Origin of the sequence: Telmatospirillum sp. J64-1 (genome assembly GCF_006980715.1) — a bacterium.
In the GTDB taxonomy this organism is placed as follows: domain Bacteria; phylum Pseudomonadota; class Alphaproteobacteria; order Rhodospirillales; family Magnetospirillaceae; genus Oleiliquidispirillum; species Oleiliquidispirillum nitrogeniifigens.
In genome coordinates this window covers 15728-37636 of record NZ_SBHN01000006.1, presented here as the reverse complement: position 1 = coordinate 37636, position 21909 = coordinate 15728, and the positions used below count along the sequence as shown (strand labels likewise).

Annotated in this window: 19 protein-coding genes; 13 read left to right on the top strand and 6 right to left on the bottom strand. The window is 66.3% G+C overall.

Translation table 11 applies throughout. The features are described from left to right. The first annotated feature begins 78 nt into the window (after nt 1–78). Complete coding sequence (locus EPD66_RS24015) at nt 79–1167, top strand: OmpA family protein (protein WP_185961296.1); 1089 nt, start codon at nt 79–81, stop codon at nt 1165–1167. An 84-nt stretch (nt 1168–1251) separates the two neighbouring features. Here the strand turns inward: EPD66_RS24015 and EPD66_RS07230 are convergent, their stop codons facing one another. Beyond that, nucleotides 1252–1752 carry a hypothetical protein gene (locus EPD66_RS07230; protein ID WP_142847826.1) on the bottom strand — a complete coding sequence of 167 codons (501 nt, stop codon included), beginning with the start codon at nt 1750–1752 and terminating at the stop codon, nt 1252–1254. A 331-nt stretch (nt 1753–2083) separates the two neighbouring features. Between EPD66_RS07230 and galE the strand changes: the two genes are divergently transcribed. The 6 genes from galE to EPD66_RS07200 all read left to right on the top strand — a co-directional run bounded on the left by galE (nt 2084) and on the right by EPD66_RS07200 (nt 8898). Continuing rightward, a complete protein-coding gene (gene galE, locus EPD66_RS07225; protein ID WP_142847825.1) occupies nt 2084–3064 on the top strand; it encodes a UDP-glucose 4-epimerase GalE in 981 nt (326 codons plus the stop codon). Nucleotides 3065–3232: 168 nt separating this feature from the next. Continuing rightward, complete coding sequence (locus EPD66_RS07220) at nt 3233–4723, top strand: undecaprenyl-phosphate glucose phosphotransferase (protein ID WP_142847824.1); 1491 nt, start codon at nt 3233–3235, stop codon at nt 4721–4723. Beyond that, a complete protein-coding gene (locus tag EPD66_RS07215) occupies nt 4713–5429 on the top strand; it encodes a polysaccharide biosynthesis/export family protein (RefSeq protein ID WP_142847823.1) in 717 nt (238 codons plus the stop codon). The genes EPD66_RS07220 and EPD66_RS07215 overlap by 11 nt, the downstream gene beginning before the upstream one ends. A 13-nt stretch (nt 5430–5442) precedes the next feature. Beyond that, entirely contained in the window at nt 5443–6738 is a 1296-nt protein-coding gene (locus tag EPD66_RS07210; RefSeq protein ID WP_142847822.1) for a hypothetical protein, read from the top strand. 1 nt (nt 6739) lies between these two features. Further along, nucleotides 6740–8164, top strand: coding sequence for an AAA family ATPase (locus EPD66_RS07205; RefSeq protein ID WP_142847821.1), 1425 nt, complete (start codon nt 6740–6742; stop codon nt 8162–8164). Next, nucleotides 8161–8898: a CpsD/CapB family tyrosine-protein kinase gene (locus EPD66_RS07200; RefSeq protein ID WP_142847820.1), complete on the top strand. Its 738-nt coding sequence runs from the start codon at nt 8161–8163 to the stop codon at nt 8896–8898. Before EPD66_RS07205 ends, EPD66_RS07200 begins: the two co-directional genes overlap by 4 nt. Nucleotides 8899–8963: 65 nt before the next feature. Here the strand turns inward: EPD66_RS07200 and EPD66_RS07195 are convergent, their stop codons facing one another. After that, nucleotides 8964–9530, bottom strand: a complete 567-nt coding sequence (locus EPD66_RS07195) for an NADPH-dependent FMN reductase (protein WP_142847819.1) — start codon at nt 9528–9530, stop codon at nt 8964–8966. 22 nt (nt 9531–9552) lie between these two features. Further along, the gene (locus tag EPD66_RS07190) at nt 9553–9738 is read right to left on the bottom strand and encodes a hypothetical protein (protein ID WP_142847818.1); all 186 of its coding nucleotides are present in this window, start codon (nt 9736–9738) and stop codon (nt 9553–9555) included. Nucleotides 9739–9884: 146 nt separating this feature from the next. On the opposite strand from EPD66_RS07190, the gene EPD66_RS07185 reads away from it, so the two are divergent. The 5 genes from EPD66_RS07185 to EPD66_RS07165 all read left to right on the top strand — a co-directional run bounded on the left by EPD66_RS07185 (nt 9885) and on the right by EPD66_RS07165 (nt 16288). Further along, the gene (locus EPD66_RS07185) at nt 9885–10421 is read left to right on the top strand and encodes a DUF4398 domain-containing protein (RefSeq protein ID WP_142847817.1); all 537 of its coding nucleotides are present in this window, start codon (nt 9885–9887) and stop codon (nt 10419–10421) included. Between the two features lie 12 nt (nt 10422–10433). Then, nucleotides 10434–11165, top strand: a complete 732-nt coding sequence (locus EPD66_RS07180) for an OmpA family protein (protein WP_142847816.1) — start codon at nt 10434–10436, stop codon at nt 11163–11165. Nucleotides 11166–11632: 467 nt separating this feature from the next. Beyond that, a complete protein-coding gene (locus tag EPD66_RS24570; RefSeq protein ID WP_142847815.1) occupies nt 11633–12772 on the top strand; it encodes a glycosyltransferase family 4 protein in 1140 nt (379 codons plus the stop codon). Next, complete coding sequence (gene asnB, locus EPD66_RS07170) at nt 12769–14751, top strand: asparagine synthase (glutamine-hydrolyzing) (RefSeq protein ID WP_142847814.1); 1983 nt, start codon at nt 12769–12771, stop codon at nt 14749–14751. The genes EPD66_RS24570 and asnB overlap by 4 nt, the downstream gene beginning before the upstream one ends. Before the next feature lie 4 nt (nt 14752–14755). Continuing rightward, nucleotides 14756–16288: a DUF2264 domain-containing protein gene (locus tag EPD66_RS07165; protein WP_142847813.1), complete on the top strand. Its 1533-nt coding sequence runs from the start codon at nt 14756–14758 to the stop codon at nt 16286–16288. Between the two features lie 142 nt (nt 16289–16430). Here the strand turns inward: EPD66_RS07165 and EPD66_RS07160 are convergent, their stop codons facing one another. After that, a complete protein-coding gene (locus EPD66_RS07160; RefSeq protein ID WP_255448398.1) occupies nt 16431–17999 on the bottom strand; it encodes an FAD-binding protein in 1569 nt (522 codons plus the stop codon). Nucleotides 18000–18380: 381 nt separating this feature from the next. Between EPD66_RS07160 and EPD66_RS24565 the strand changes: the two genes are divergently transcribed. Continuing rightward, complete coding sequence (locus tag EPD66_RS24565; RefSeq protein WP_255448397.1) at nt 18381–18503, top strand: hypothetical protein; 123 nt, start codon at nt 18381–18383, stop codon at nt 18501–18503. 64 nt (nt 18504–18567) lie between these two features. On the opposite strand, the gene EPD66_RS07155 is transcribed toward EPD66_RS24565, so the two are convergent. Then, a complete protein-coding gene (locus tag EPD66_RS07155) occupies nt 18568–19959 on the bottom strand; it encodes a DegQ family serine endoprotease (protein WP_142847812.1) in 1392 nt (463 codons plus the stop codon). 244 nt (nt 19960–20203) lie between these two features. Then, on the bottom strand, nt 20204–21859 hold the full coding sequence (locus EPD66_RS07150; protein ID WP_142847811.1) for a hypothetical protein: 1656 nt from the start codon (nt 21857–21859) through the stop codon (nt 20204–20206). Nucleotides 21860–21909 lie beyond the last annotated feature (50 nt).

The window sequence follows — 21909 nt, the reverse complement described above, 5'->3', positions numbered from 1 at the left end:
CAACCTTGAGTTAAGCTCCTCTTTCGTATAGAAGGCGGACTAATTCGGGTAATGCCAAACGTCATGAAAGGCGTTGAGATGCGTCTCTTTTCTGGAATCCTGGCGGCCAGCCTCGTCGCCGGTACCGCTTTTGCCGCCCAGGCTCAATCGCTGGGCGAGCCTGTCTCCATTCCCACCGGCTGGTACATGGGCGCCCAGTGGGGCGCCAATTGGCTGCGCGAGCAGGATCTCCGCACGCCTGCGGGCGATCTGTCCACCGATTACGATCTCGGCTGGGGCGTACTGGGCCAGGTGGGCTACGATTTCGGCCCGCTCGGTTTCGGCCGTCTGCGCAGCGAGGGCGAACTCGGCTGGCGGCAGAACGGCGTGGACAAGCTCGAGGGCACGTCCGCTTCGGGTGATATCAACGCCCTCAGCCTGATGGCCAATCTCTATTACGACATTCCCACCGGCACCGCCCTCACGCCTTATATCGGCGCGGGTCTCGGCGGCGTTTACGTGGATGTGGATGGCGTTTCGACGCCTACGCTGGGCCCAGCCAACCACAATTCCTGGAAGCTGGGCTATCAGGGCATTGCCGGTCTGGCCTATGCGCTGAACGAGAATCTGTCCATCAAGGGCGATTACCGTTATTTCGCCACGGAAGATGTCCGCTTCAATGTCAACGGTGAGAGAGTGAAGCTGCCCTATGCCAACCATTCGGTGATGGTCGGCTTCAACTGGCGCTTCGGTGCCGTGCAGGAGCGTCCGGTGGAAGCGGCTCCAGCGGTGGCTCCGGCTCCCGCCCCGGCTCCGGCGGCTCCCGCCCCGGCGCCCCAGGTGCAGCAGCAGCGTCTGCCCTCCAGCTACATGGTCTTCTTCGACTGGGACCGTTCCGACATCACGCCGGAAGCCCGCGAAGTGATCGAGCGTGCCGTCCAGGCGGCCCGCGAAGGCCAGACCGTGCGCGTCGAACTGACCGGCCATGCCGACCGTTCGGGCCCCGATGCCTATAACATGCGCCTGTCGCAGCGCCGTGCCGAGGCGGTCAAGGCAGTGATGGAAGGCCTGGGCGTGCCCGGCGATGCCGTGGGCGTGGTCGCCAAGGGTGAAAGCGAGCCGCTGGTGCCGACCCCCGATGGCGTGCGCGAGCCGCAGAACCGCCGCGTCGAGATCGTGATCCCCTGATCGGGTGATCCCGGTTTGAAGCGAAACGGCCTCCCGGAAGCATCCGGGAGGCCGTTTTCTTTTGCGGCAGGTCCTAAAAAGGATTCAGCGGCGCGTCTTGGCGCAGGGGGCGACGGCGGTTTCGGCCTTGACCGTGCGGGCCGCGAAATCCTCGATCTCGCGCGGGCCGAGGGAGGAGACGGCCTCGTAGAGTTGATAGGCCGATTCGCAATAGGTGGCTTCGCCGACGCTGCGGACCGAGGCTTCGTTGGCCAGGGCGGTGATATAGGAATCGAAGCGCCGCGCCTGTTCGGAACCGTAATTCCGCGAGAAATGGGTGCGCAGCACCTTGGCGTTGTCGTTCAGGTTCTTCCCGAATTTATGCACAAAGGCGTTGTACTTCTCGCGGAAGCCCAGATCGGCATGATTGCAACTCAGCGCCGCGACCATCAATTCGGTCTGAAGCTGCCGCAATTGCGAGGCGCGGACTTCCGTGGGGGTATAGCAACTGCCCACGCCTTCGGGCGAGGCGGCGGCCGCGGGAAGGGCCGAGGAGGCGGAAAAAGCCAGGGCGAGAGCAGCGAGAGAAAAACGGCGAAGTTTCACGATGGGCATCCCATGGCTGCCTGGGTTTCGCCCGGATAGTGCTGCAAACCTACCCTTAAGATCAAGGCCTTCCCCAGTTCGTTGCGCAACTCGGGAAGGGATGGGGCGTGAGCGTCCGCTGTCATCCATCATGGCGTGAATCCTCCCTGCTGGCTTGATCCCGGGAATTCCGGCTTAAGCCATTCAAGTCTTCGCAAAATCGTGGGAACGCGCCCAACTCGATGGTCACGTCCTTCGCAGATCTTGAAGGTGGGGGTCCCATGACAGCCTTGGTATTCTGCCGGAAGCATCTGCCCGGCGATTTTTCGACCTATTGTAACTGGGGGTGGTCATGACTGCCGTTCTGGTGGCAGGCGGTGCCGGCTATGTCGGCAGCCATGCGTGCAAGGCCCTGGCCGCGGCGGGGCATCGGCCCATCGTCTATGACAATTTGTCCACCGGCCATCGCGCGGCGGTGCGCTGGGGGGATTTCGTCGAAGGCGACCTGTGCGACGGCGAAACCCTGCGCGCGGTGATGCGCCAATACAAGATAGGCGCGGTGATGCATTTCGCCGCCAGCGCCAATGTCGGCGAGTCCATGCGCGACCCCGCGCTCTATTTCCGCAACAACGTGGCCAATACCCTGACCCTCCTGACGGCCATGCAGGAGGAAGGGGTGAAGGCCATCGTCTTCTCCTCGACCTGCGCCTGCTACGGCACGCCCCTGCGGCTGCCGCTGGACGAAACCCACGGCCATGATCCCGTCAGCCCCTATGGCGAGAGCAAGGCCATGGTGGAGCGAATGCTGCGCTGGTTCGGCGAGATCCACGGCCTGCGCTGGCTGGCCTTGCGCTATTTCAATGCCGCCGGTGCCGACCCGGATGGCGAGATCGGCGAGGACCATGCGCCCGAAACCCATCTCATTCCCCTGGCCATCATGACCGCCATGGGGCGGCGGCCGGGGCTGGACATCCTGGGCACCGATTATCCCACGCCCGACGGCACGGCCATCCGCGATTACGTCCATGTCAGCGATCTCGCCCAGGCCCATCTGCGCGGCCTCGACCATCTGCTCGACGGCGGCGCGAGCATGGCCCTCAATCTCGGCACCGGCCGAGGACACAGCGTGCGCGAAGTCGTGGCTGCCGTCGAAGCCCAGGCCGGCGCGTCCCTGCCCATAAGGCTGGCCGACCGCCGTCCGGGCGATCCGCCCATCCTGGTCGCCGATCCCCGGCGCTCGGCCGAGGTGCTGCAATGGCGCCCGCAGATGTCGGAACTGGCCGGCATTGTGGAAACGGCCTGGAACTGGCACATCCGTCGTCACAACGTGTGACAAAATAAGTAACTATCTAGCTGTAGTAGAGCGGAAGAAGAAGTTGCCGAGCTTGCCTGTGAACATCAAATACAAGCAAGCGAAGACAGGGCTTCTCTTTGGTGTTGCTCCTTTTTAGGATTTGCGACCACCCGCCTGGACGTTTCACTGTTCCGCGAGGAGGACCGCATGCGATTACTTGGAGGTGGTAAACCGGTGACGGAGAATGCGGCGCGGCGGGCGAGTATTCCCCCCCTTCGCTCACCCTCCGCCCCTCCGGCACCGCCTTTGATCGACCGCGACGCAGGTCCCGGCCGTCGCCTCGGCATTGCGGCCCGGCTTTGGGATGCGCTGGCGGTGGCTGCCGGGGGCTTGTTTGCGTCCGTTCTGGTGGGCGACGGAGCGGGCAATCTGCTGCTGCCCCTGGTCGCCCTGCAGACATTGCTGGCGGTCAATCTGTTCACTCTGACGGGGCTCTATCCGCCGCGCAGCGATGCCGCGCAGTCCAGCTGGCCCTGGCGTCCGGCGGCCTGGCTGCTGGCGGCCATGGCCGTGCCGGCGGTGCTGCTCGCCGCCACGCAGCCGCCGCCGAACTGGCCCTGGCTGGGGGCATGGTGGCTGACTTCCTCGGCGATCATGGTGTCGGGCCGTTCCGGGCTGGTCGCCCTGTGGCTGCAGATGAAAAGCTCGCCGCGCTTCATGCGCCGGGTGCTGGTGGTCGGCGACCTGCCGCGCAGCCAGCAGGTGCTGCATTTCCTGGCGAGCAACGGCGACGGCTGGCATAGCGTGGCCGGGGTGCTGATCGACGGCCATCGCCCGGCGCTCAGCGAGGCGACGCGGGAAGGCTTCATCGGCCGCCTGGACGATCTCGAGCGCGTGATGCGCACCGAACGGGTCGACGATGTCATCGTGGCCCTGCCCTGGGCCGAGGTGGAGCGCATGGATGCCTGCCTGGCGCGGCTGCGCCAGTATCCGGTCGACGTGCATCTCTTCCCCGATCGTCCGGAAGCCTACATGTCCGGCCATCGCGGCCTGTCCGTCTGGCGCGGCATGCCCCTGGTGCGTCACGCGGTGCGCCCCATCGGCCCGGTCGGGCGGATGGTCAAGAATATCGAGGACAAGCTTCTGGGCGGCCTGATGCTGCTGTTCTTCGGGCCGCTGATGCTGGTGATCGCGGTGCTGATCAAGCTCGATTCCCGCGGTCCCGTCCTGTTCCGCCAGGAACGTTACGGCTACAACAACGAGATATTCCACTGCTTCAAATTCCGCAGCATGCATGTCCATCAGCCTGAGGCGGTGGTCGAGCAGGCGAAGCGGGATGACCCCCGCGTGACGCGGGTCGGGCGCTTCCTGCGCCGCACCAGCCTGGACGAGTTGCCGCAACTCCTGAACGTGATGAACGGCACCATGTCCCTGGTGGGGCCGCGCCCCCATGCGGTGTCGCACCAGAATTATTACGAGAAACTGGTGGACGATTACCGTTGCCGGCATCGCATGAAGCCCGGCATCACCGGCTGGGCTCAAGTCAACGGCTTGCGCGGCGAGACCTCGAAGGTCGAGCAGATGCGCCGCCGGGTCGAGCACGACCTCCATTACATCGACAACTGGAGCCTCTGGCTCGATCTCAAAATCCTATTTCTCACTCCCGTCGTTTGTCTGCGAGGTGACAATGCCTATTGATGCGAATTCCCGCCATCGCCTGGTCCGGATCGCCCCTGCGGTCCTGGCCGGAATGGTGATGGCCGCCTGCTCCGCCCCGGTGGTGGAGAATCCCACCCCCGTCTCGGCGCTGCCTCAGGTCACCGCCCAGAACGGCTATGTGATCAATCCGGGCGACGTGTTGAACATCAAGTTCTTCTTCAATCCCGAACTGAACGAGGAAGAACTGGTGGTGCGCCCCGATGGCCGTATCTCGCTGCAGCTGATCGGCGAGCAGCAGGTGGCGGGGCTGACGCCGGGCCAGCTGGAACAGCGCCTGCAGCAGGCCTATGCCAGCGAACTGCGCAATCCGCAGGTGGCGGTGATCATGGACAGCTTCGCCGGGCAGCGCATCTTCGTGGACGGCCAGGTCGGCACGCCTTCGGAAGTGACGCTGAACGGCCGCATGACGGCGCTTCAGGCCATCGCCTCGGCGGGTGGCTTCACCGACGCGGCGCGGCGCCAGGTGCTGCTGATCCGGCGCGGTGCCGACGGTCAGCCGGTGGTCGCCAACCTGGACTTGCATGCCGCCCTGTCGGGCACCGACCTGAGCCAGGACGTGGCGCTGGAGCCCTATGACATCATCTTCGTGCCGCGCAGCGGCGTGGCCGACCTGAACCTGGCCATCGACCAGTATATCCGTCAGAACATCCCGATTCCGTTCGGTCTCGGCTACAGCATCAACTGACGGAGGCGGTGTGATGACTGCGCGGGGGTTGGCTCACATCCTGTTCCGGCATAAGCGCAAGGCCGGCTTGGTGCTGTTGACATGCCTGATGGCGGGAGTGGCGGCGGTGCTGCTGTGGCCGCCGTCTTATCAGGCCCGGACGACGGTGCTGTTTTCCTCGGCCGAGGGGGCGAGCGCCCAGGCCGGCCTGTTCGCCGGTCCGGCGCTGCAATCCGCCGCGCTCGAGGCCGTGGGCCACCAGATCCTGTATCCCGGCCTGGGCGAGGGCGAGGCCCGCGAGGCCTTTGCCCAGGCGCTCCAGGTCCGGCCGCGCGGTTCCGCCGTCGAGCTTTCCTTCACCCATGGCGATCCCGAACTGGCCGCCCAGGCGCTGAACGCCCTGACCTTGATGCAGACCCAGCGTTTCGAGGCGAGGCGGGAAGGCGCGGGCGTGCCGCAGATGGCGGCGCGGGCTTCCAGCCTGGAACAGCGCCTGCACGAGGCGCAGCAGCGTCTCGCGGCCTGGCGGCAGGAGCATCGGATCTACGACCTGGCCGAACAGCGCCAGTCCCTGATGCGCGAGCAGACCCAGCTCGATACCCAGCTTGCCGCCGCCCGGGTGGAGGCCGGCCAGGCCCAGGACCAGGTGGCCTTGCTGCGCCGCCAGATCGAGACCACGCCGGCGACCGTGCCGCAGGCCGCGCGGGGATCGGCGGTGGCCGAGGACGCGCGGCGCAAATTGTTCGAGCTGCGGGCGGAGGAGCAGAAGCTGCTGGGCAGCTATACGCCGACCAGCCAGTTCGTTACCGCCGTCCGCGCCCAGATCGAGCAGGTGGAACGGGTGCTGCGCGAGGAAGAGGCGGCGGCCCGCGCCAATGCCGCGCCCAATCCCTTGTACCAGCAATTGCGTGGCGACCTGATCCGTGCCGAAACCACCCTGGCGACGGCGGAACGCCGGGCGCGGGAGGTCTCCGCCCGCCTCGACCAGCTTGCCGCCCGCATCGACGCGCTGTCGGCGCGCGAGGCGGAACTGGCGGCGCTGGAGCGCGAGGTACAGGAGGCCGAAGCGGCCTATGAGGCGGCGACCGGGCGTTCGGCCCGCGCCCTGGCGGCGCTGGGCGAGGCCGGCATGGCCGATCCGGCGCTGCCGCCGTCCAGCCCCATCCGTACCCCCTGGGTGATCTTCGCCCTGGCCCTGCTGGGCGGGGTGGTCGGGGCCGTGGTCACGGCCGCCCTGGCCGAATTGCTGACGCCCCGTTTGGCGACCCCCGCCGCAGTCGAGCGCAGGCTCGGCTTGCCCGTCCTGACGTCCATTGCATACGAGCGCTGACATGTATCGTGATTTCTACAATCTGTCGGCGGAACCCTTCCGCATCACCCCCGACCCGGATTTCCTGTTCCTCACGGAGCAATACAAGGAAGCCCTGGCCGCCATCGTCTACGGCATCGAACAGCGCAAGGGATTCGTCTGCATCACCGGCGAGGTCGGCACGGGCAAGACCACCATCCTGCGCTCCTATCTGGAAGGGGTGGACAAGCAGAACATCAAGTTCGTCTATGTCTTCAACCCCACCATGCCCTTCCACCGCCTGCTGCGGACCATCCTGCAGGAGCTGGAGCTGACGCCGGCCAGCGACGACGTCACCGACATGGTCGATCAGCTGCACGAATATCTGATCGAGATGTATCGGCAGAACATCAATGTCGTGCTGTTCGTCGACGAGGCGCACAACATGCATGTGGGCACGCTGGAGCGCCTGCGCATGTTGTCCAATCTGGAAACGGCCAGCGACAAGCTGATCCAGATCGTGCTGGTGGGGCAGCCCGAACTGGAGGACCTGCTGGGCCAGCACGAGCTGCGCCAGCTGAAGAGCCGCATCGCCGTCAAGGCGCGGCTCAACCCCATGAATGTCAATGAATGCATCGAATATATCGAGCATCGCCTGCGGCTGGTGGCGCAGGATGAGAAGCCGATTTTCACCAAGGGTGCCATGGCGCTGGTGGCCCGCCATGCCCAGGGCATCCCACGCATCATCAACGTGACCTGCGACAATGCCCTGATCACCGGTTTCGGCTATAAGCGCCGCCCGGTGACGGAAAGCATCGTGCGCGAGGTCATCCGCGATACCGGCGAGAAGCCGCCCAGTCGCTTCAGCCTGCCCGGCATGGCCATGGCGGCGGGCGTCGCCGGTCTCGCCCTGGCCGGCGGTTTCGGCTGGTGGGCCTTGCAGGACCGGGGCGAGGGCCAGGCCGTGGCCGCCGCCATGGAGGAACGCCTTCTGCCCGAGACCGCGGTCGGGGCCGATCTGGCCGAGGCGCCGCGCGAGACGGCGGCACCGCCCCAGGTCGCCGCGTCCGCCGGTTGGCGCAGCGAGATCCCGCGCATCGAAGGCGTACTCGAGGAACGTTTCGAGGAAAGGGCGGTCGCGTCGGCGCCCCTGGAGCGTCCGGTGGCCCGCCCCCTGTCGGCCAGCCTGCCGAGCCTGCCCACGCGCGGCGACGAGGTGCGTCCCGCCGCCGACAGCGTTCCGGTCTTCGAGGAGACGGTGCTGCGCGTGGTCGAGCCGGGCGATACCTTGTCGGGCCTGATGGTGGAGATCTATGGCCGCTGGGACCGTCCCCTGCTGGAAATGGTGCGCAACCGCAATCCGCAGATCATCAATGTGGACCGGCTGATCGTCGGGCAGGTACTGCGCTTCCCACCGGCTCCCATGGATCTTGCCAGCGCCGGGGACGGCGAGGAGAACGCCCGATGAGCCGCCTGTACGACGCCTTGCAGAATGCCCGCACCCAGGCGGGCGGTGTCGGCGCCCTGCCGCGCGGCCCCATCGTCGCCAAGCGCCCCATGCCCTCGACGGCGGGCAATGCCGCCAACATGGACAGCATGCGCCTGTACCAGTCCATCGAGGCCGCTTTGGCGGGGCGGCCGTCGAAGGTCGTGCAGATCATGGGATGCCGGGGCGGCGAGGGGGCATCGACCGTGGCTTCGCGGCTGGCGCAATTCGCCTCGTTGCGCATGGGGCGCAGCGTGCTGCTGCTCAATACCAGCGGACGGGCGCCCAGCAACCAGTTGCGCCTGACGGGACCCGGCGGCAGTGGCGGCGGCCAGACCGGGGAAGTGCTTCCGCCTGCCGAAGTGGCGGTGACCGAGGGCGGCAACGGCCTGTTCACCGGCAGCCTGCCCATCCAGGGCGGCCCCGGTGACCTGCATGCCCTCAATCCCGCGCTGCTGCACGGCTATTGGAACAAGTTGCGCGAACGCCTGGACATGGTCATCCTGGATTCGCCGCCGGCCTTGTCCTCGCCTTACGGCCTGGGCATGGCCGCGACGGTGGACGGCGTGGTCCTGGTCATCGAGGCCGAACAGACCCGCGCGCCCGTCGCCCAGGCGGCCCGCGACGCCCTGGTCAAGGCCGGGGCCAACGTGCTGGGCGTGGCGCTGAACAAGCGGCGTTTCTATGTGCCGCAATTCCTCTACGACCGTCTGTAGGAAAAGCGGACCTGAAGAGCAGGCCGTCCCGGAAGGGGCGGCCTTTTTCATGTCTGCGGCCGGGCTCAGCCTTTCCGCATCATTCCGATGAAGTCGCGGAAGGCGGCAAGCTGGCCCTGGCTGAAATCGCGGGTGGCGGTATCGGTGACATTGCCCTGGTCGTCGATCTTGCCCATCACCTGGCCGACCATCACTTCCGGGCGCGGCAGGACATAGGCGTCCAGGAAGACGAGGACCTGGCGCAGGTGATACTGCATGCGCGCCCCGCCGAAGATGCCCGGCGAGGCGCTTTGGATGGCCACCGGTTTTTTGGCGAAGGGCTGCTCGGGCAGCCGGGACAGCCAGTCCAGGGCATTCTTCAGCACCCCGGGAACGGAATAATTGTATTCCGGCGAGACGATGACCACGCCATCGGCTGCGCGGATGGCCTCGGCCAGGGCGGTCACTTCCTGCGGAAATCCCCGGTCCTGGAGGTCGGCGTCGTAAAGCGGCAGCGTGCCGATGGAGGGCAGGGGGTGGATCTCCACGCCCTCCGGCGCCCAGCCCGGCAGGGCTCGGGCGAGAGCGGCATTGTAGGAGCCCTTGCGCAGGCTTCCCACCAATGTGACGAGGCGGATGTTCTGGCTGGACATGGTGCCTCCATGGGGCAGGGGGTTATCTGCGGGTGACCTGGTTCTTGGCCCGGCGGTACAGCCAAGTCCCGCCTGCGGCGATCAGGGCCGCAAGGATCAGCACCAGCAGCAGGATGAAACCGACGGCGCCAAGCAGGGCTTGCAAGGTCTCCCCGAAGCCGAAAGTCGCAATCAGGGCAACCAAAAGAATGAGGGCGAGTAGCGGCATGTCGGCCCCATGAGTTGATCTTGAATATGGAAGAAGGAACAGGGTGAATGCTCCGTTGGTTCCCCCCTCCAACTTTCTGCTAGCGCAGAAGAAACATCTCCCTCGCTTTGTTGTTACGCGAGGAGAAAGTTATTGGAGGTGCTGACATGAAATTCCTCAAACCAAGACACTTTGTCCTCGTTGCGGCGGCGGCGACGCTGGCTGCCTGTGGAACCTATGAACCGCCTCAGGGGCCGCTGGCCAGCGCGAACCAGGCCATTCTTTCGGCGGCCAATGTCGGTGCCGACGATCTGGCGCCCTTGGAAATGCGGATCGCCCGCGAACGCCTGCTCGCGGCGCAATCGGCGGATAACGACGAGAGTGTCCAGCGTTACGCCGCCGAGGCCATGGCCAGTGCGGAACTGGCCCAGTCTCGGGCGGAAGCGCAGCGCTATAACACTGCGCTCGATACCTTGGGCAGGACCTCGCAGTATTTCGAGGGTCAGACGGCGCGGAGCCCGATGGTTCAGGGCCAAGGTCAGGGTCAATTGCAGGGCCAGGGCCAAATCCAGAGCCAGCCGCAGGGGCAACTCCAGAACCAGCCGCAGGGTCAGTTCCAGGGTCAGGCCCAGCCGCAGTTTCAGGGCCAGACTCCGGGCCTGACGGCCCCCGCCCAGCCTGCCCCCACTCAACCAATTCGTTGATCGGAGACAGAAATGATACGTCCTGCCGCCATCGCCCTGCTTGTCGGCTCTCTTGCCGCCTGCGCGGGCGTCACTGCGAACGAAAACCCCGAAAGACTGTCGGCCTTGCGGGCCCAGATCCAGCAGGCCCAGGCCGATCCCGCCGTCAACCGCCATGCCCCGGTGGAATTGCGCGAGGCGGCCCAGGCCCTGGCCCAGGCCCAGAGCGCCACGGACGAGGAGGCCTTCCGGCACTGGGCCTTCATGGCCGAGAGCCGCTTGGCCCTGGCGCAGTCCCGCACTTCGGCGGAACAGGCGCGCCAGCAGACCCAGACCCTGGCCCAGCAAATGGAGATCGAGGGCGAAGTCCAGCAGCGTCTCCAGATGGAGGGGGCGCGGCAGACCCAGGACGGCACCACCGTGGTGAGCCTCGGCGACGTGCTGTTCGAGGTCGGCCGGGCGGAGCTTCAGCCCGGTGCCTTCAACCGCTTGCAGCCCCTGGTCAACCACCTGCGGAACAATCCCAACCAGTATGCGGTGATCGAAGGCCATACCGACTCGACCGGCAGCTCGGAACTGAACCAGCGTCTGTCCCAGGAACGGGCCGAGGCGGTGCGCCAGTATCTGATCACCGCCGGTATCCAGCCCGACCGCATCGTGGCGCGCGGCCTGGGGCAGGATTTCCCCATCGCCAGCAATGAGACCAGTGCCGGACGTCAGCAGAACCGGCGTGTCGAAGTGCAGATCAGCGAGGCGCCGGAATAAGGGCAGTCTTTCTTTTGATGATTACTGCCCGGCCCCGCGCCTCTTCATGGCCGGCTACCGGGCCGGAGAGGCGCGGTTCGGCGGAAGGAAGGCTGGAAGCGCCTGATGCGAAGGCATGGCTTGCGGCGGAAGCAAAGGTGGTTCGTCGCAAGCCATGGGGGCAAGGCAAAGGGAGGCCTTTCTTGTCTCTTTTGAAAATGGCCTTCGGAATGGTCTTATGTCCTGCGCCTTTTGCGGATCAATCCTCGGTATCTCGCGATGACCGGGATAGAGGCCTTTACTTGGTGCCTAGCCGTCTTGCACTGTCCGGCCTATGACGCATCGTTAAATAGTAACTTTTATCTCCCTCCGTGTGCTTCCTCTCTACCTCTCCTGCAGGGATTGAGACGGGCCGATCTCGTCCCGACACTTTGCAGCAGGCGCGAAGATGTTCGGCGTCTTGATCGCGAAAAGAAGAGGTCGCTGGGATGAAGATCGCCGTCATCGGCTCACGCGGCATGGATTCCGATTACGGTGGCATCGAAAGGATGCTGCGTGAGATTTGCCCGCGTCTCGTCCGTCGCGGCCATGAGGTCCATGTCTATTCGGAACGCCGCGGCCGGGGGCGCCGCATGGTCGACGGCGTGCATGTCCTGGGGGTTCCGGCGCTGCCGGGAAAATATACCGAGACCTTGACCCGCGCCGCCCTGTCCACCTTGCTCAGCCTGACCCGCCAATACGACGTGGTGCAATTCTGCGCCGAGGGGCCGGGTATGTTCGCGGCCCTGGCGCGGCTGGCCTCGCGCCGCTGCGTGGTCAGCATCCATTCAATCGACTGGGCGCGCGATAAATGGCCCCTGCCGGCCAAGCTGGCGCTGCGCGCCGCCGAAGGCATCGCCTTGCGCAGCGCCCACCGCATCGTCGTCGCCTCGCGCAGCCTGCAGCATTACATGCGCCTCGTTCATGGCCGCGAGACCGTATACATCCCCAATGGCACGGTCATTCCCGCCTTGCCCCCCGATCCCGCGCCGCTGGCACGCCTGGGCGTGACGCCGGGAAATTTCGTGCTGTTCGCCGGACGGCTGGTGCCCGAGAAGGGCTGCCATCACCTGATCGCGGCCTTCAACGCCCTGCCGCAAGACCGGTTGAAGCTGGTGATCGCCGGTCATGGCCGCTATGAGGCGGCCTATGTCGAAAAGCTGAAGGAAATGGCGGACCCGACCAAAGTCATCTTCGCCGGCCAGCCCGACCGGCCGCTGCGGGATGCCCTGTTCGGCCATTGTTATCTCTTTGTCCTACCCTCCACCACCGATGGTCCATCTCCAGCCGTGCTTGAAGCGGTAGGACACGGACGGGCAGTTCTCGTCAGCGACATTCCAGCCCATATCGAGGTGGTTGGGGGCAATGCCTTCACCTGTACCCCCGACGATCCCATGGACCTGCGCCGCCAGCTCTCCTGGCTGATGGACGCGGAGGAGCCGGTCAGGGCCATGGAAAGGCGCAGTGTGGCCGTCGCCCAGCGTTTCGAATGGGAGGCCATCGTTGACGAGTATGAGCGGGTCTTCTCCGCCGCCGCAGCCAGCGGCCGGGTGGACCTATTGAGGCAGAGGGAGGAGACTCGCCCATGAGCGGTATCGCCGGACTGATGAGCCTCTCCTGGCCGCGCGTGGAGAGCGGCTGGGCCGAGAAGATGGCTGAATTGATGGTGCATCGCGGTCCCGCCCGCGAAGGCCGCCACAGCGACCCGGCAGGACGCTGTGCCGTCGCCCTGCGCCAGCATCGCGCCACCCCTGGCCAGGGGGCAAACCTGCCCATCTTCAACGAGCACCGCGATATTTGGGCCGTGCTCGACGGCCAGATCTACAATGCCCGCGCCCTGCGCCACAGCCTGGAATTGGAAGGCCACCTGTTCCGCGACGGCGGCGAGGCCGAGGTGGTGGTCCATGCCTACGAGCAATACGGCCTGAACTTCCTGGAACATCTGCAAGGCATGTTCGGCCTGGCGCTGTGGGACGAGCGTAGCGGCCGGCTGATCCTGGCGCGCGACCGCATGGGCAAGAAGCCGCTCTACTACACCCAGGTCGATGGCTATCTGGCCTTCGCTTCCGAGAGCAAGGCCCTGCTGGGCGCGCTGCCGATCCGCCGCTGCATCGACCGTCAGGCCCTGGCGCAATATCTCAGCTTCGGCTACGTCATGCCGCCGCTGACCCTCTATGACGGCATCTTCAAGCTGGCCGCCGGGGAAGCGCTGATCTGCGAGCGCAAAGGCGGCATGCGCCGCACCACCTGGTGGAAGCCCCTGCGCGACCATCGCCGCACCCAGGCGGTGCAGCGCCTGGACGAGGAAGTCCATGTCGCCAATATCCGCACCCTGCTGGAAAGCGCCGTGGCCGACCGCCTCTATGCCGAGCCGCCGGCCGGGGCCTTCCTGAGCGGCGGCCTCGACAGCGCCTGCGTGGCGGCTTTGATGCAGCGCCTGCTGGGCCGCCAGATCGATACCCTGACCATCGCCCATCCCCAGGCGCCGGAGGCCGACGAGGCCGCCTATGGCCGCCTCGTCGCCAAGACGCTGGGCACGCGGCATCACGAACTGGCGGTGCAGGAAGCCCACGGCATCGCCAGCCTGACCGATTACGTCTATCACATGGACGAGCCGCTGGCCGATCCCTGCGCCATCAACAGCTGGTGGGCGTCCAAGCATTTCCGCGATATCGGCCTGACGGTGGCGCTGTCGGGCGACGGTGCCGACGAGGTGCTGCTGGGCGATCCCTCCTATCTGCGTTATGGCAAGCATGCCCGCGCTTGGCGTCTGCATTCCCGCCTGCCGCGCACCTTCTGGGGCCTGCTGCCGAGGCTGTTCTCCATGATGGGGCGTGGCCTGCCCGAGGACCTGCTGAGCCGGGCGCGGCGCGGCGACGTGATGTATCTCGGCAGCGAACTGCCCTTTGGCGAGGACGAGCACCGCCTGTCCATCCTGGGGCCGCAATTGCGGGAGGATTATGCCCGCTTCTCGGCCTCGGACGTCACCCGCCAGGTGCAGCAGAGCCTGCCCGAATGGCTGGACGACGACGCCCTGGCGCTGATCTCCTGTACCGAGACGCGCATGCGACTGGCGGAAAAGGTGCTGATGCGCCTGGACAAGATGAGCATGGCCCATGGCGTCGAGGCCCGGACTCCCTTCGCCGACCATGCCCTGGCCGATTACTGTCTCGCCATTCCCGGCAATCTCCGCGCCGGAGAGAAGGAAACCAAGCGCCTGCTGCGCCGCGCGGTGGCCGAACTGGTGCCCGATGCCATCCTCGCGCGTCCGCGCCGCGCCAGCTCCGCCGCGCCGGTGGCCCGCTGGCTCAAGGGAGACTTGGGCCGGGTGCTGGAAGAGAAGATGCAGCTTTCCGGCCTGTTCCGTCACGGCATCCTCGACGCCCAATACTGCCGTAAGCTGCTGGGCCTGCATCATGCCGAGAAGGGGCGCCATCACCAGAAGCTCTGGGCGGTGCTGCTGCTGGCGGAATGGTACGATCAATCCGGTATGGACGGCATGGCCGTGGACGCCAATCCGGCCAACGACCTGATACCGCTGTCCCAGGCGGTGCAGGCGGCGGAATAGGAGGATGCGTTCGCGGCAGGTTCTGCTGGCCCTGGCAGCGGTATTGATCCTTGTCGGGGCCGGGGCCGGACGCAACGTGGGGGATTGGCTGCGCCGCCAGCAGGACGCCGCCCATTGGAATGCCAGGACCGACCAGCACCTGCCGGGGCTGTTTTCCGCCGTCGAGACGGTTTCCAGCGATCCGGCGGCGGAACGGCCCTATCGCCATCTCTTCGCCTATTTCGTCACCGGCTATCTGCATTACGCCTCGGCCGATGGCGCCACGGCCCGCCTGCCGGGGCAGCCGGGGCGGCATGGTGCCAAGCGCGATGGCCTGCGCGCCTTCGCCCGCACCGCGCCGATGGTCGCGGCCTGGCTGGCCTCGGGACGTCCGGCGGAGATCCGCGACCTGACGGGCCTGCCCGTCCGGCTGGATGCCTTTCTGCAGAACGCCATCCTGGCCGGTACTCATCCCAAATCCCCTTCCTATTGGGGCGAGATCGTCGATTTCGACCCGGCCATCGACGATGCCGCCGGGATCGCCGTCACGCTATGGCTGCTGCGCGACCGCCTGTGGGCGCGGCTGCCGGAGGGCGAGCGGGACCAGATCGCGGCCTGGCTGGGCCAGGTCGGGGGGCTGGAGGTGGCGGACGACAAGGCGCATCTGGCTCCGGTCCTGGTCAATGCGGTGCTGGCCGAGCTGGGATATGCCGACCGCCCGGAAGAGGTTCCGGCCCATTGGCAGCGCTTCAAATCCTTCTATCGCGGCGAGGGCTGGTTCAGCGACGGGCCGGGCGAAGTCTTCGACTTCGCCAATGCCTGGGACATCCAGTACCAGCTTTTCTGGCTGGACCTGATCGCGCCGGGCCTGGATCACGATTTCATCGCCGCCACCCAGATCCGTTTCGCCGAGGATTACAGCCATCTCATCTCGCCGCTGGGCCTGCCCATCCTGGGGCGCGACGTCTGCAACCGGCTGGCCGCCCCGGTGCCGCTGATCGCCGCCGCGATGCGCCAGGGCGGCCCCGCGCCGGGCCTGGCACGGCGGTCCCTGGATGCGGTCTGGGAGAATTTCCTGAAACGGGGGGCGGTGGCCGAGGGCGTGGTGACGCAGGGCTATTGCGGCGCCGATCCCGGTGCCGCCGGAAATGGCGGACCCGCCGATTGCTTGGCCTCGCTGCGCTCACTGACCCTGGCCTTCCTCAATCCGCCCCAATCCGCCTTCTGGCAGGCGCCGCCCGAGCCCCTGCCGATCGAGCGGGGCAGCTTCCGGCTGGCCTTGCCGAGTCCGGGATGGATCGTGGTGGGGGATGCCGCGGATGGCGATATCCGCATCCAGCGCCTGGCCCTGATGACCGAGTCGGAGGTGCCTCCGGCTCCACAGCCTTGGGAGGCGGCCTATTCCAAGCTCCTGACGGTGGCGGAAATCGCCTTCGGCCGGGCCTTGCGCGATCCGCCGGACGGCTTCTCGCAGATCGCCTTCTCGGCCCGCCATCCCTTCTGCGGCTGCGTCGAAAAGCTGACCGCGCCGCCGATGCTGGAAGCCTCGGCGCAGTGAGGGCTCTTCTTGGCCCGCCTCCCCCTTCGAGACGCCGCCAAGGCGGCTCCTCAGGGTGAGGCGACTTCCTGGTTTTATTTCAATAAGGTAAAACCTCATGCTGAGGAGGGCCGGAAGGCCCGTCTCGAAGCATGGCGGGTGCTTAGGAGGCCTTCAGTTCGAGCGGAGCGCGGAAGGTGAAGTTTTCCGGGGCCTTGGCGATTTCGGCGCGGGCGCGTTCGAGCATCCGGCGCAGATTGGCCGGGGCCTTGTCCACGCCGCCCGAGGCCCGGGCGATCTCGACCACCGAAGGCATGCCCTTCTCGCCGCCCGTGATGGTGTAATCATGGGCTTCGGCGGTGGCGACGATGGCGCGGATCAGCTCCTTCTTGGCCTTCTTCACCATCTCGATGGCTTCTTCCAGCGCCGCCTCGCTGCCTTCCGGGGCGATCAGCGTGACACGGTGATGGGGGTCGATGCCCATCGGGTTGAGATGGCCATAGGCCGCCAGCGTCACTTCGACCCGGCCTTCCATGGCCTTGCGCACCTCGCGGATCTCACGGCGGTAATCGTCATAGGCCGACAGCACGCAGGCGATGGCCGAGATGTCGCGCGGCACGGCCACGTTGATGTCGGTCGAGGTGGTCCAGGGACGCAGCTTGCCCGGCTGCACCACGCGGGCATAGGTTCGGGCCAAGTCGGGGGCGCCTTCGCGGATGGCGCGGAAGGACTCCATTTCCGACCCCGAGGAGAAGCCGACGCCGAAATCGATCTGCACGCCGCCGATGGTTTCGGTTTCCTCGTCCAGCAGGATACCCAGGACCTCGTCCACCGAGACGTCCGACCAGCCGGTCAGGCAGGCCAGCATGTCGGCCCCGGCATATTCGCAGCTTTGCAGCAGCCCCTGCGCCTTGCTCCTGGCCGGATCGGCGGCCTGGGCGATGAACTGTTCCAGCGAATCGCGGCTGACCAGCTCGATGCCGTTCAAAATGGTGTTCTCGGGATGCTGGGCCGCCAGATGGTTGCCGGTGGCCGGGGGCTCGATGGCGGACCAGGAATGCAGGTAGTTCAGCAGGTCGGCCATGGCGTCGATATCGGTGCTCTGGATCGGCAGGACGAGGCCGAATTCCAGCATGGGCACGTCGAAATAACGCATCCGCACGGCGGTGGTCATGCCGGTCCAGCCCTGCATGCCCTCGAAGGCGGTGATGGCTTCCCTTCCTTCCAGGATGATCGGCTGGGGGCCGCCGTCGGTGATGCAGACGGCTTCGCAGGTCATCGAGGGACGCACGCGCATCGGGCCCATGCCGCCGGTCGCGATCACGCCGCCGACCAGGGCCGAGCCGACGCTGGTCAGGTCCACCAGCACGCGGGCATTGGGGCCGACCTCTTCTTCCAGGACGCGGTTGACCTGGGCAAAGGTGATGCCGGCGCCGGCCGTGACGGTGTGGCGGTTGCGGTCGATGGCGATCTGATGGGACAGGATCTGATCGATGGGCGTGGCGGGATCGACCTGTTCGGGCGTCATCGTGCCCTTGGGACGGATCGCCACCACGTCGCGGAAGCGCGGATTGAGCGCGGCGCGGTCGTACAGGAAGGAGCCGATGGCGCTGGTCAGGCCACCTGCGGGCATCACCGCGTAATCCTGGGCGACGGCCTGTCGGGCGGCGTCGGCCAAGTCGGCGGTGGTCAGCAGCAAGGCATCAAGGCGCTTGCCGCCGTCGTCGCTCACCTCTGCGCGGGGCAGGGAAGCAAAATCAATAACCTGCCCGTGGGCCAGCATCGAGTGGTTTGTCATGCCTGGAGGACGATCACAGCAAAGCCGTTGAAATTGCCTTTGCCGATCGGCCGAGGGAGAAACGCCCATCGCCGGAGGTCGCCAGGGGCCTCCGCTCTCTCATATCTCGGCACTCACGGCGGGTTCGATCTCGCATCGCTGGAAGCGTGGTCGGCCAGAGATATGGCATCTTCAGGCCGGAATTGAAAGAAAAAACGCCCATCCTGTTCCGCCGCGCGTTCCCCGCATGGCTGGCCTTCGCTTATTGCACTGCACAAATTTTGCGGTGCAGCATAAGGTGGAGGCAATGGAAAACAGGATTTGGGGGTAAAAGCGATGAATACGGTTTCCAAGCTGCTTCGCCTGACCGCCCGTTCGCTGATTTGCGCGCGTATGCGCCAGGCTCGGGCTCAGCTCCGGGCCTACAACAACGGCACCGGACAGTGGCTGATCGACTGAAAACGGTCTGATCGGCAGAGAAGGATGCCCGCCGGAGACGCCGTCTCCGGCGGGTTTTCGTTTTTCAGGGGATCGCCAGGAACATCAGCCTTTCGCCGCGCCGCACCTGCAACAGCATGGGGCGGTCGGGGCGCTGCTGCGCGATGGCGTGCAGTTCCTGCGGGCTGGTGACGGGGCGGCGGTCGATGCCGAGGATGATGTCGCCGTCGCGCAGGTCGGCGCGGGCCGCCCGGCTGCCCGGCGCCACCTGCTGCACCAGCACGCCCCGGACTTGGTTGTGCAAGGGATGGTCCACGGGGATCTCGGATAATTGCACGCCGCCCAGGCGCCCGCCATTGGCCGAGGGCTGTTCGGGCGGGGCGGCCTGGGCCTGCTGCTGGCGCTCCAGCTGGGCCTGGACCTGCTGCTGCCTGCCGTCGCGCAGGATGGTCAGGTTCACCTGGGTATTGGGCTGCATCAGCCCGACCATGTTGCGCAGCTGGGCGCTGGTCTCGACCTCGCGGCCGTCGATGGCGATCACCACGTCGCCGGGCTGCAGGCCCGCCTGTTCCGCCGGACTGCCGGGCGTGACCTGCGAGACCACCGCGCCGCCGGTGCGGTCCAGCCCCATGGCCTGGGCGATGTCGCTGGTCAGGTCCTGGATCAGCACGCCCAGCTGGCCGCGCCGCACCTCGCCATGTTCGATGATCTGCTCGGCCACATAGCGCACCATGTTGACCGGAATGGCGAAGCCGATGCCGATATTGCCGCCGCCGCGCGCCAGGATGGCGGTGTTGATGCCCACCAGGCGGCCTTGCTGGTCGACCAGGGCGCCGCCGGAATTGCCCGGATTGATGGAGGCGTCGGTCTGGATGAAATTCTCGTATCCCTCGATGCCGAGCCCGGTGCGGCCGACGGCGCTGACGATGCCCAGCGTGGCGGTCTGGCCGATGCCGAAGGGATTGCCGATGGCGACGACGAAATCCCCCACCTGCAATTGTTCGGAATCGCCGAACGGCACCGAGGTCAATCCTTCCGGATTGTCCACGCGCAGCAGGGCGATGTCGGTGTCCGGGTCGGTGCCCACCATTTCGGCGGTCAACTGCCGCCGGTCGGCCAGTACGATCTCGATCTGGTCGGCATCGGCGATGACATGGCGGTTGGTGACGACATAGCCGTTGACGGCGTCGATGATGACCCCCGACCCCACGCTTTGCGTCATGCGTTCGCGTGGCATCTCCTCGCCTTCCGGCAGGTCGAAGAACCGTCTGAAGAAGGGATCCTGGAACAGGGGATGTTCCTGCGTCTGCGTCCTGCCCCGGACGGAGATGTTGACGACGCCGGGGGAAACCCGCTGGAGCATGGGCGCCAGCGAGGGCAGGGCCTGCGCATTGGTCTGCGCCAGTGCCGGGGGCGACGGCAGCCCCCAGGCCAGGGGAAGGGCGAGCAGCGCGGCAGCAAGGAAGGTCGAACGCATTGCGGGGTCTCCCGAACCATATCCTTAACCTATTCCTGCACAGGTAAGGTGGGAACAGCCGTTGGCAAAGCCATTCTGGCCCATTGCCCGCTATGGTGGACATGGGTCGGCCTTGCGGGTGGGAGGGCATATCCCTTGGGGATAGGGCGTTCTTCCATAGGGAGGTGGCGGCGTGACGCGCCTGGACGCCATCACGCCGCCGCATCGCCCGCCTGGGCGTGGGGCCCAGGCGGGGTTCCCGGCATCACACCAGGAAGGAGCCGGAATCCGACTGGTCTTCGAACAGGCTCTGCTGCGTGGAGCCGCTACCGCCGGCCGACGAGCCGGTGAGGGCGGTCGCCTCGCTGCCGTCGAAGCTCCAAAGGCCGGTTTCGCCCTGGTTGTCCGTGCCCCTGAACAGCAGGGTTTCGTCGTCGTAGCTGGTCAGGGTACCGGAGATCGGCGTCACGTCCGCCCCCAGGTCCACCTGGGTGACCTGGCTGCCGTCGAAGGCGAACATTTCGTTGTTGTCGCCGAGGAAGTACAGGTTATCGCCGACAGCGGTCAGGTCTTCCTCCACCCCGTCTTCCAGATCGGTCAGCGGGATCGCCTGGTCGTCCTCGATCCGCCATAGCTGCCGTTCGGAACCGTCATCGGCCGTGAAATAGGCCTGGTTCTGGAGCATGGTCAGCGAAGCCGGGTCGGAACTGTCGTCGCCCGAGCTGACGTCATAGAGCATCAGCGTGTCGCCTTCCTCGTTGATGCTCCACACTTCCCGGCCGGTATCCTCGGTGGTGGCGGTCAGGAATACTTCCCCGTTCACCATGGTCAGGTCCTCGGGAGAGGAGGAAGCGCTGCCGGAGGCGATGTCGACCCACAATTCGGATTGTTCGCCGTCCCAGCGCCAAAGTTCAGCGCCGGTGTCTTCCTCATAGCCGACGAAGTAGACGGGGCCGCCGGGCTGGCCGGTGAAATAGGCTTCGGAATCCGCCTCGGCCGGACCCGGGCCGACGGCTTCGAAGGTCTGGCCGTCGAAACGCCAGGTCTGCACGCCGCTGCCGGAATCGGCGGTGAACCACAATTCATCGCCGATCGCCGTCAGGTTGGCGGGGTCCGAGCCCTCGCTACCGGAATTGATGTCGAAGCGGGTTACCTGTTCTCCCTCGACCATCAGCAACTCGGTGTCGCCGGACTGGCCAGACGGCGCCGCGCTGAACCACAGGCGGTCGCCGACGACGGCCATGTCATCGAAGCCGTCGGCGCTTTCATAGACGGTGGTGAAGTCGTTGCCGTCCAGCCGCCACAGCGTCGTCTCGTCGGCCACATAGGTGGTGTTGCCGACGATATGGATCTGCTGGGCGGTGACGTCATCGGGCAACTGGGCGACAGGAGAGACCGAGCCGTCGTTGCCCTGGGTCCACAATTGCGACGTGCCGTCGGAACGGGTGCCGACGAAGGCCAGTTCCGGCGATTCCGGCCCCGTCATGGCGCCGATGTCGACGCTGCCGCCCGTGGTTCCGGACCCGCTCGTGGTCCCGGTGCCCGTCGTGGTTCCGGTGCCGCCGGTCGTGGTGCCGGTTCCCGTGGTGGTCCCAGTCCCGGTTCCGGAGGTCGTTCCGGTCCCGCCGGTCGTGGTGGTGGTGCCGAAATCGGTGGTCGTTCCGGTGCCTGTCGTGGTGCCGGTACCCGTGCCGGTTCCGGTCCCCGTGCCGAAGCCGGAGGTGGTTCCGGTGCCGGTCGTCGTACCGGTGCCGCCGGTCGTGGTGCCGAAGTCACTCGTGGTTCCGGCGCCCGTCGTGGTTCCGAAGCCGCTGGTCGTTCCGGTGCCCGTGCCCGTACCGGAGGTCGTGGTGCTCAGGCCGGAATCGGCGTCGAGGCCCGTCGTATTGGCGGTCCCCGACCCCGTGGTCGTATCGGTCACAAGACCGCTGCTCGGGGTGGTCGTGTCAACCGGTTCCACCCCAGTCGTGG

Bases quoted from the DNA above. Each gene is read 5' to 3' on its own strand.
- EPD66_RS24015 (WP_185961296.1), top strand. From the start codon at position 79: ATGCGTCTCTTTTCTGGAATCCTGGCGGCCAGCCTCGTCGCCGGTACC.
- EPD66_RS07210 (WP_142847822.1), top strand. From the start codon at position 5,443: ATGACTGCGCGGGGGTTGGCTCACATCCTGTTCCGGCATAAGCGCAAG.
- galE (WP_142847825.1), top strand. From the start codon at position 2,084: ATGACTGCCGTTCTGGTGGCAGGCGGTGCCGGCTATGTCGGCAGCCAT.
- EPD66_RS07195 (WP_142847819.1), bottom strand. From the start codon at position 9,530: ATGTCCAGCCAGAACATCCGCCTCGTCACATTGGTGGGAAGCCTGCGC.
- EPD66_RS07215 (WP_142847823.1), top strand. From the start codon at position 4,713: ATGCCTATTGATGCGAATTCCCGCCATCGCCTGGTCCGGATCGCCCCT.
- EPD66_RS24570 (WP_142847815.1), top strand. From the start codon at position 11,633: ATGAAGATCGCCGTCATCGGCTCACGCGGCATGGATTCCGATTACGGT.
- EPD66_RS07200 (WP_142847820.1), top strand. From the start codon at position 8,161: ATGAGCCGCCTGTACGACGCCTTGCAGAATGCCCGCACCCAGGCGGGC.
- EPD66_RS07220 (WP_142847824.1), top strand. From the start codon at position 3,233: ATGCGATTACTTGGAGGTGGTAAACCGGTGACGGAGAATGCGGCGCGG.
- EPD66_RS07205 (WP_142847821.1), top strand. From the start codon at position 6,740: ATGTATCGTGATTTCTACAATCTGTCGGCGGAACCCTTCCGCATCACC.
- EPD66_RS07165 (WP_142847813.1), top strand. From the start codon at position 14,756: ATGCGTTCGCGGCAGGTTCTGCTGGCCCTGGCAGCGGTATTGATCCTT.
- EPD66_RS07190 (WP_142847818.1), bottom strand. From the start codon at position 9,738: ATGCCGCTACTCGCCCTCATTCTTTTGGTTGCCCTGATTGCGACTTTC.
- asnB (WP_142847814.1), top strand. From the start codon at position 12,769: ATGAGCGGTATCGCCGGACTGATGAGCCTCTCCTGGCCGCGCGTGGAG.
- EPD66_RS24565 (WP_255448397.1), top strand. From the start codon at position 18,381: ATGAATACGGTTTCCAAGCTGCTTCGCCTGACCGCCCGTTCGCTGATT.
- EPD66_RS07155 (WP_142847812.1), bottom strand. From the start codon at position 19,959: ATGCGTTCGACCTTCCTTGCTGCCGCGCTGCTCGCCCTTCCCCTGGCC.
- EPD66_RS07185 (WP_142847817.1), top strand. From the start codon at position 9,885: ATGAAATTCCTCAAACCAAGACACTTTGTCCTCGTTGCGGCGGCGGCG.
- EPD66_RS07180 (WP_142847816.1), top strand. From the start codon at position 10,434: ATGATACGTCCTGCCGCCATCGCCCTGCTTGTCGGCTCTCTTGCCGCC.